Genomic DNA, 8743 nt, shown 5'->3' on the forward strand with positions numbered 1-8743 from the left:
AAAACCGCTCTACCAACAATCGTGGTAAAACGGTGAAAATGCGTTGAGGGGGAGTCGAACCCTCGACCTGCCGGGTAGAAACCGGCTGCTCTATCCAGCTGAGCTACCAACGCAATACAAATAATATCATAGCATAAATGATGCGATTGATAAAGAATGAATACGCCTATTTTGTTCATTAGAAATTCATAGTATACTATATACAATGAAGACATGGAGAAGTAACTCATGAGAAAAGCATTTATTGCCCTTGGCGTGATCGTCGTTGTGCTGTTATCCGCATTGTTTATCGCAAATCAGCAACCTAAGTATGCGGGTGTGTCGATGCCAAAATCGGATTATAAGCAATTGCAACGATCACAGCGTGAAATTAAAGATTTCGTACAAGCGTTGGATCGGTTTGATTATAATAAGCCAAAGACAATGACTGCCATTGAAAACGCCGGCAATGTGATTATTAAAGACAATAGCGAGAACTTGAGTAGTGCTGATGCACAAGCCTTGCGCGATGCTTTCTATGGCGATCAGGGTATTATCACGATTGTGCATGCCGCGCAAAAGGGGCACTACAACATTGATGGTAGTGTGGCGTCACGATTCCATGATAAGTTTGATACGATTATAACGATATCAGTGAATGCCTTGAATAAGAGTTCAGCGCAACGGGCAGATATCGTCAAGCAAATGAAAACAGATCTTAATATTGAATCAGCCATCTATAAAATTGGTGCAAGAAACGACGAGTAAGAACGACTTGTTGCGTGTGGAGAAGTGGAATGGTTAAAAGAGAAGATGCTCGTGTTTTAAGAACCAAAAAAGCGATTGAAGAAGCAACGGTAAGCTTAATTACGAGCCAACCGGATTTTTCAATCACCACACTTTTGAACCGTGCGCAAGTGACGCGGGGTACTTTTTATAAGTATTACAAAAATAAGGAACATTTGATTTCAGAAGTGAATAATAACTTGTTGGTAGAATTTACCCAACATATTCAAGGTCAATTTCGTGTCGCTAAAATGATTCAGGCAATTAGTGCCCGCGCTGCCTTTTATAATGCCGTGTTGAATTTGCATAGTGATGGCATTTACTTTGCCACCTTGATGTCGCGTATGCGTACCCAAATGTTGACGCAGCTCGGCAACTTAGAAGATGAGGCGTATCACCGGCAAATGGTTTATCAGTGGGAAGCTGTCATTGGCGCCTTTTGGGCCTTAATTTCAAAATGGTTGTTAGATAATATGGATTTAGACCAGGTGGCGCTCTTGCAGGAATTCACGGATATTTTACGCGTGAATACCACTGCGGTAAGTCAGACGGGTCTGAATTTGTTTGATTTTGACATGATCAATTGAGATTGTGACGCCCGTTCTTGACGAAATGTTTAAGATTTGTTATAATTGAAAAGTTGTTAGCAGAGCTACAACCACTCAGAACAGGTTGAAGTACGTGTCGGACTAGAGCCGGCCCGCCTGGGATGGTGAGTCTAAGTATAAGGAGAATTCAATAATGGCATACGCAGTTATTGTTACAGGCGGCAAGCAATATAAGGTCGCTGAAGGCGACACAATCTTCGTCGAAAAGTTGGATGCAGCTGAAGGTGAAAAGGTAACTTTTGACCAAGTTGTTTTGGTTGATGGCAAGGTTGGAACACCTTTTGTCGACGGTGCAAAGGTTACTGGTACTGTTGAAAAGCAAGGTAAGCAAAAGAAGGTTATCACTTTCAAGTACAAGGCCAAGAAGAACATGCATTCTAAGCAAGGCCACCGCCAACCATATACACGCGTGAAGATTGATTCAATCGCGTAATCATTACTTGTAAAGGAGAAATAGACTTATGTTGATGAATCAAGAAAACTTGCAAATGTTCGCGCACCACAAGGGTGGCGGATCTTCAGCCAACGGTCGTGACTCAGCTGGTCGTCGTCTAGGAACTAAGGTTGCTGACGGACAAGCTTTGAAGGCTGGCTCAATCATTTATCGCCAACGTGGAACACACATCTATCCAGGTGTGAACGTTAAAAAGGGTGGCGATGACACATTGTTTGCTTTGACAGACGGTGTTGTTAAGTTCGAACGTAAGGGTCGTGACAAGCGCCAAGTATCTGTTTACACACGTGAACAATACAACGAAATCTTGGCAGCTGCTAAGTAATTTCGATTAAAAGACACAACCAATTAAGGTTGTGTCTTTTTTATGAGATTAAATTAATAATTATGAGATTGTGTTATAATAGAAACATCGATTAAATAAAAAGGATGTGTTGCGATATGACGAACTATTTTGAATCACGCATTGCTAAATTACAAAAACTCTTAAAAAAGCTCGATCTCGATGGGTTGGTGGTCTATCAAGGCGCCAACACAAAGTATTTGACAGGGTTTGACGGTGGCACTGGCGATGGGTTGGTCGTGGTTGGTCCCGATCGGGCACGTCTAATTACTGATGCCCGCTATGAAGAAGACTATAAGGATCGCTTGCCTGAAGGGGTCGATTTTATGGTCACGCGGGCGTATTATGAAGCAGCTGCTCAAGCAGCGGTTGAATTTGGCGTTAAGCGGTTGGGCTTTGAAGCTAGCATGCCTTATGCTGTTTATGATGTGATGGATGAACTCCTACCAGCTGATATCAGCTTTGATGCCGTACCAGAAGCGATTGAAGCACTTCGTGAAGTTAAAGATGAAGCTGAATTAGCTGCGCTACGCCGTGCAGCGGATGCGTCAATTAAGGCCTTTAATGACTTGATGGCTTTCATTAAGCCTGGTATGACAGAACGTCAAGTAGCGAATGAATTGGACCGTTTGCAAAAGTTTTATGGCGCAGAAAAAGCTTCATTTGATACGATTGTGGCATCTGGTTATCGTGCGGCCTTGCCTCATGGGGAAGCCACTGATAAAGTGATTGCACCTGGTGAATTGGTGACGATTGACTTTGGTTACTATGTGGATGATTACACTTCAGATATTACACGGACCATTGCGATTGGCGAAGTGGATGAAGAATTGCAAAAGATTTATCACATTGTCAAGCAAGCGAATGAAAATGCCATTGATGTGATTAAGCCAGGTATTTCTGGTAGTGAAGTTGACCGTGTTGCGCGTGAATACATTACTGAACATGGTTATGGCGAGGCATACAACCACTCAACAGGTCATGGTGTTGGCTTAGACATTCATGAAGGTCCAGCGCTAAGTGCACATTCAAGTGATGAAATGCAAGCTGGTCACTTACTCACGATTGAACCAGGCATTTACTTAGCTGGTAAGGGTGGTGTACGGATCGAAGACGATGTGATTGTGACACCAACTGGTTATGAAAACTTAACGGCAAGTTTACCTAAGGACTTGCTGGTGATTGAGGCATAATATGGCAAGTCGGCGATTAGATTTTTTAGTTTTCTATCGTGGTAACTTGGCAACGGGCTTTGACTACGTTTATCTTAAGCGCCATGAAGGGCATGCCTTTTTACAGATTGCCGATAAGACGCAGCCTGTTAAAAATATTACAGATCCAGACTTTGATTTTTACAATCCGCATTTTAATGCGGCTGGTGAGCCATTCAATTGGCGTTACCGTGAAGACTGGCTCGATATGACTGCGCAGTGGGATGATATTGCGGAGACTGCTTGGCAATATCTTGAGACATGGATGACGGCTTACCGTGGCCCTTCTTATCCGGATCCGAGCTTAAATGATGAGTGGGGAGTTAGGTTTAAAGCCCCTGGTGCGCAGGAACGGATTATTTGGGGATTAAACGCCTTTCCAGCAAATTTGCAAGATTTTTCAGATTATTTGTATCAATTGGCGCATTAAGACGTTGCTCAACGCAACGTCTTTTTGCTCATTGTGGTAGAAGAGGGACGAGATGAATTTCTTTACGGCTGATACCCATTTTTTTCATCGTGACTTACTGTATGGCGGCTTTTTTGCGCCACGAGATCAATTTGTGACCGTTGACCAAATGAATGAAACCATTGTTGCTAATTGGAATGCGCGGGTAAAACCAACCGATACGGTGTATCATTTGGGTGATATCATGCTGGCAGTTGATCGACCAGCGAAGCAAATGATGGCAGAGATGTTGGTCTATTTGCAACGTCTTAATGGCCGACTGGTGCTGATTAAAGGCAATCACGACACATCAGCGTTTTTAAAATATTTATTGGCGCATAATGACATAGACGACAAGGGACGACCTAAATTTAGCGTCCATGAAGTCGGCACGCGCATGAAATTTGCCCACTACGAAGTCTTTTTAACACATTATCCGTTGTTATTTGGTTTGACTAAAAATAAGATCAACTTACATGGTCATATTCATCATGCCAGCATCCACCATAAAGAAAATATTAACGTCGGAATTGATTCACCTGATCGTGATTATTTACCAACAGACAGTGTGCCTTTTGGCGCACCATTAAGTGAGGCAGAAGTGGTCGCGATTATTTTAGGTAAACGACGCGATTATTTATAACGACAATAACATCATGATCGAGAGTAGAAAGGAGACCGATGGCAACTGAAACCATTCATTTATTACACACTAATGATGTACATTCGCACCTTGAAAATTGGCCGCGGATTCAACGCTTTTTGTTAGATGCACAAGCAGCTCCAACGACGCATTATACGTTTGATATTGGCGATGCCATCGATCGCCTACATCCGCTCACTGATGCCACGATGGGTCAGGGAAATGTTGCGCTAATGAACCAGGTGCATTATGATGGCGTGACAATTGGCAATAACGAGGGCTTAGTTTTACCGCATGAGGCGATGGCAACGTTGTATCAAGACGCCAATTTTGATGTGATTTTGAGCAATTTAAAAGCCTCATCAGCAGGCGAACAGCCATCGTGGGCGAAGCCGTATAAAATCATGACCACGCCGGCTGGGACACGGGTGGGGGTCTTTGCCTTAACAGCACCGTATACGTTAACTTATCCAATGCTTGGCTGGTACCCGCAGGCTGTTGACGAAACGATTCAGGCATTGTTACCAACATTGCGGGCACAGGCCGATGTGGTCGTGTTATTATCGCATTTAGGTTTGCCAACTGATGAAAAAATCGGGGCAAAATATCCCATTGATGTTGTGATTGGTGCGCACACCCATCATTTGCTGCCACATGGTAAAATAGTTAATGGGACTTTGCTGGCAGCGGCAGGTCGTTATGGGAACCATGTCGGCGATATTACCTTGACATTGCGTAATCATCAGATTGTGTCCCAACAAGCGCAAGTGACACCGACTTATGAAATGGCCGAAGCTGATGATGATTATGATTATTCAGCGGTGCACGGTTGGTTACAGACGGGACAATCACTTTTAAAACAGCGTATTGTGACCCATTTGCCACGAGATATTTCAGCTGATGAGCAGAGTTATGATGCGTTGCGTGCGCTAAAAGCATATTTTAATGTCCCAATTGCCATGGTCTCAACCGGCATGTTTGTGGATGAGTTACCAGCAGGTGAGTTGAGTGACTATGAACTGCTTGAAAGTATGCCACATGCCATCAACCCTATGGTTATGACACTGTCGGGTGATGAGATTAGTCAGTTGGTGACGACCATTAGCGACCAGCAGGCCGAACTGGCGACGTTACCGGTTAAAGGCAGTGGTTTTCGTGGTAAGGTGTTTGGGTATATGCGATTTAGTGGGTTAGATCGTGACCGACACGGTCAAATTTGGCTTGATGGGCACAAGCTTGACCCCGCGCGACAATATCAAATTGCGACCCTTGACCACTATAAATGGGTGCCTTTTTTCCCAGTGATTCAACAAGCACCAGTAACCATTGCGCAGGATCTATTGTTACGCGAACTTATGGGACAGTATTATCAAACAAAATATGCGCATATTTAAAAATATGAAAGGCGGTTGACAACATGGATCGCGATACTTTGAAAGAACGGACCTTATTACAACAGGCAGAACGTAAACAGGCATATGCCATTACCCGACAAGGGGATGAAATTGAAATTGACCGCTTAACACTTGAACTGGTGGAAGATTTTAAGTCAGCATTCGACCTTGATATGCTTGCGGTGCGCTACACGCCATTGTTGGCACAATATGACTATATTGTCGGTGATATTTCCGCTGAACAATTACGGTTGAAGGGTTTTTATCGCAATGATAAAAACGTTGCCAATGATGATAAAATCGAAGCCTTACAAGATTATCTTTATGAATATGTGAACTTTGGGGCGCCGTATTTTGTGCTAGAAAATGTCAATCCACGACCGCTAGAACAAGAAGCGCGGCCTAAAAATGCGAATCGTTCACGGCGCAATCAGCGTCGTAAGTCGAATTCCGAAAAGGAAAAGCGGGTCACAAAACCACCGATCGCTCACAAAACGGCCAAGTCAAATAATAAAAAGCCCGGAAAACGCGCTTTCGTCATTAAACAAAAATAACAGCCATCTCGGCTGTTATTTTTTTGATTAAAAAGACACATAAAAAGCCGCAACCGAAGTCGCGACTTGGTATAGCTCGTGAGAGAATCGAACTCTCGATTCCGCCGTGAAAGGGCAGCGTCTTAGCCACTTGACCAACGAGCCATGGTCAGTAATGTCTGATCTGTATCAGACAACTATATTAGTATACCAACTCGAAAAAAAGTTGTCAACAGGTTAATCAGAAAAAATGTCAACAAATTAAAAAAACCTAGACACTAGGTCTAGGTTTTGGTATTTAATCAAGTGGGACATCAACAGCCCAACCTTCAGGGCCTTTCTCATCGCCATATTGAATCGCTGTGAGGCGGTCATACAACTTTTGCGTCCATGGCCCAACTTCTGTTTCTGAATAGAAGACGTGCTTTTTACCGTTGTGTGTGATTGAACCAACCGGTGAGATAACAGCAGCGGTCCCCATGGCACCAGCTTCTGCGAATTGATCCAAATCATTGATTGAAATCGTGGTTTCTTCTGCCTTAAGGCCAAGTTCTTCAGCCACAGCCAACAATGAATACTTGGTAACTGATGGCAAGATTGAAGGAGACTTTGGTGTTAAGAAACGCCCATCTTTGGTAATACCAAAGAAGTTAGCTGATCCGAGTTCTTCAATGTTTTCATGCAAACGTGGGTCAAGATAGACCACATCAGAGTAGCCAGCTGCATGCGCTTCATGACCAGCAAGCATAGAAGCACCGTAGTTACCACCGGCCTTAGCTGCACCTGTACCGCCATGGGCGGCACGATCATAATGATTTGTCACATAAGCAGTTGGCGTCAAACCACCCTTATAGTAGGCACCTACTGGTGTGGCGTAAACTTCAAAGACATAATTGTCAGCAGGATGCACCCCAACTACTGGGCCACCACCAAATTCGAAGGGACGCAGATAAAGCGTCGCACCTGTGCCATAAGGTGGGATAAAGTCTTGGTTTGCTTTGGTGACTTCACGTAACCCACGGAGGAATAATTCTTCAGGTACGGGGGCCATCATCAAACGAGCAGCTGAATCTTGGAATCGCTTGGCATTACGATCAGGGCGGAATAGATTAGCACCACCATCTTTACGCCGATAAACCTTGAGGCCTTCAAAAATATTTTGGCCATAATGAAGGCCAGTGGCTGCTTCATTGACTGGCAAATTTGAGTCCGTTTCGAGACCGCCTTCACTCCACTTGCCATCCTTATAGTAGGCACGGAAACGGTAAGGGAGGTCGTGGTATTCGAAACCAAGTTCAGACCAGTTGAAATCAGAGGGTTGTGCTTTCTTTTGTGACATAATCTATTCTTCTTTCTGATAAAATTATAATAATTCTACTATAACGCGTCATTAAAAATTAAACAACATCTAAATGTAAATCATTTTCACGGGTTTTACCCATTTTCTTAAGCGTATAGTACATTGTCATGCAGGCTACGACAGGGACGACGATACCAAAGACAACGAGTAACAAGAGGCCAGTTGGATTGGTTGAAGCGAGTGCCAATGGGGCAATGAAGCCATTTAAGCCAAGACCGGCGATGGCAAATGGGACTTTCAAATGGAACACCCCGACGGCTACCATGGCTGACAAACCAGCGACAACGGCTGGGCCAAACATCAAGACGGGACTCTTTAAGAGGTTAGGGAATTGGACTTTTGGTGTGACAATTGTTTGGGCAAAATTAGCACCAAGATCATTTTGCGTCCAACCCATAGCAGTGTAAACGACGAAGCCAGCTGTTGTGCCGATCATGGCTGCCCCACCAGAAAGCGGATCAAGCATGACAGCGATCGCCAAAGCGGCTGAAGAAGCGGGGGTCATTAAGAAGAGGAACCAAACAAATGCGACGACAAAGGCGCCAAGGAACGGATTAATCTTCATCGTTGAAGCCAATGATTCAGAAACCCAGTTCAAAAATGGTGTGGTCACGGCGGCAGTCCCAAGACCAAAGAAAGTACCGGCCAATGTTGCAGCTAATGGCACCAACATCATGTCAAGTGGTGTTTTACCAGTTAGCCAGTTACCAACCAACACGGCCAAAATAGCTGCAAGAACGGCTGAGATGGGTTGTCCTGATGTCATCACTAATGAACCAGCGGGTTGATTGGCTAACCAACCAGTTGCAGTATGCGTACCTGGTACTACTGTTGTTGTGAAATAAACGGCGTTTGAGCCGACTGTGGCCGCAATCAAAGCTGCACCAGTCGTTAAAATGTTGGCGCGCATCATAATGGCAATGCTTACGCCCAGAGCAGGGGCGAGCATTTTTTGCCCCATCAAACCGGCTTGGATGAGTGGTG

General features: G+C 44.3%; 11 protein-coding genes, 2 tRNA genes and 1 other annotated feature. Of the genes, 9 read left to right on the forward strand and 4 right to left on the reverse strand.

The features are described 5' to 3' along the window. Positions 1-39: 39 nt before the first annotated feature. Positions 40-113, reverse strand: a tRNA-Arg gene (locus ACW12G_RS04875). 115 nt (positions 114-228) lie between these two features. On the opposite strand from ACW12G_RS04875, the gene ACW12G_RS04880 reads away from it, so the two are divergent. The 9 genes from ACW12G_RS04880 (at position 229) to ACW12G_RS04920 (ending at position 6420) form a co-directional block, all read left to right on the forward strand. Beyond that, a complete protein-coding gene (locus tag ACW12G_RS04880) occupies positions 229-747 on the forward strand; it encodes a molecular chaperone (RefSeq protein WP_147001222.1) in 519 nt (172 codons plus the stop codon). Between the two features lie 29 nt (positions 748-776). Beyond that, the gene (locus ACW12G_RS04885) at positions 777-1352 is read left to right on the forward strand and encodes a TetR/AcrR family transcriptional regulator (RefSeq protein ID WP_029509811.1); all 576 of its coding nucleotides are present in this window, start codon (positions 777-779) and stop codon (positions 1350-1352) included. 59 nt (positions 1353-1411) lie between these two features. Further along, positions 1412-1495, forward strand: a sequence feature (ribosomal protein L21 leader region). 11 nt (positions 1496-1506) lie between these two features. Beyond that, positions 1507-1806, forward strand: a complete 300-nt coding sequence (gene rplU, locus ACW12G_RS04890; RefSeq protein ID WP_010000601.1) for a 50S ribosomal protein L21 — start codon at positions 1507-1509, stop codon at positions 1804-1806. 28 nt (positions 1807-1834) lie between these two features. After that, positions 1835-2152, forward strand: coding sequence for a 50S ribosomal protein L27 (rpmA, locus tag ACW12G_RS04895; RefSeq protein WP_010000600.1), 318 nt, complete (start codon positions 1835-1837; stop codon positions 2150-2152). A gap of 116 nt (positions 2153-2268) precedes the next feature. Beyond that, positions 2269-3363 carry a M24 family metallopeptidase gene (locus tag ACW12G_RS04900; protein WP_455647404.1) on the forward strand — a complete coding sequence of 365 codons (1095 nt, stop codon included), beginning with the start codon at positions 2269-2271 and terminating at the stop codon, positions 3361-3363. 1 nt (position 3364) lies between these two features. Next, positions 3365-3811, forward strand: a complete 447-nt coding sequence (locus ACW12G_RS04905) for a hypothetical protein (RefSeq protein ID WP_029509813.1) — start codon at positions 3365-3367, stop codon at positions 3809-3811. A 52-nt stretch (positions 3812-3863) separates the two neighbouring features. Then, positions 3864-4472 carry a metallophosphoesterase family protein gene (locus tag ACW12G_RS04910; protein WP_455647405.1) on the forward strand — a complete coding sequence of 203 codons (609 nt, stop codon included), beginning with the start codon at positions 3864-3866 and terminating at the stop codon, positions 4470-4472. Positions 4473-4510: 38 nt separating this feature from the next. After that, entirely contained in the window at positions 4511-5866 is a 1356-nt protein-coding gene (locus tag ACW12G_RS04915; protein WP_455647406.1) for a bifunctional metallophosphatase/5'-nucleotidase, read from the forward strand. A 23-nt stretch (positions 5867-5889) separates the two neighbouring features. Continuing rightward, positions 5890-6420: a YutD family protein gene (locus ACW12G_RS04920; RefSeq protein WP_010004442.1), complete on the forward strand. Its 531-nt coding sequence runs from the start codon at positions 5890-5892 to the stop codon at positions 6418-6420. A gap of 72 nt (positions 6421-6492) precedes the next feature. On the opposite strand, the gene ACW12G_RS04925 is transcribed toward ACW12G_RS04920, so the two are convergent. From ACW12G_RS04925 to ACW12G_RS04935, 3 genes are all read right to left on the reverse strand, one after another. Continuing rightward, positions 6493-6564: transfer RNA gene (locus ACW12G_RS04925), tRNA-Glu, on the reverse strand. Between the two features lie 133 nt (positions 6565-6697). Beyond that, the gene (locus tag ACW12G_RS04930; RefSeq protein WP_029509817.1) at positions 6698-7738 is read right to left on the reverse strand and encodes a branched-chain amino acid aminotransferase; all 1041 of its coding nucleotides are present in this window, start codon (positions 7736-7738) and stop codon (positions 6698-6700) included. A 58-nt stretch (positions 7739-7796) separates the two neighbouring features. Then, positions 7797-8743: PTS sugar transporter subunit IIC (locus ACW12G_RS04935; protein ID WP_455647407.1), on the reverse strand; the 947-nt coding region annotated here is incomplete at its 5' end.

The organism is Leuconostoc sp. (assembly GCF_965300815.1).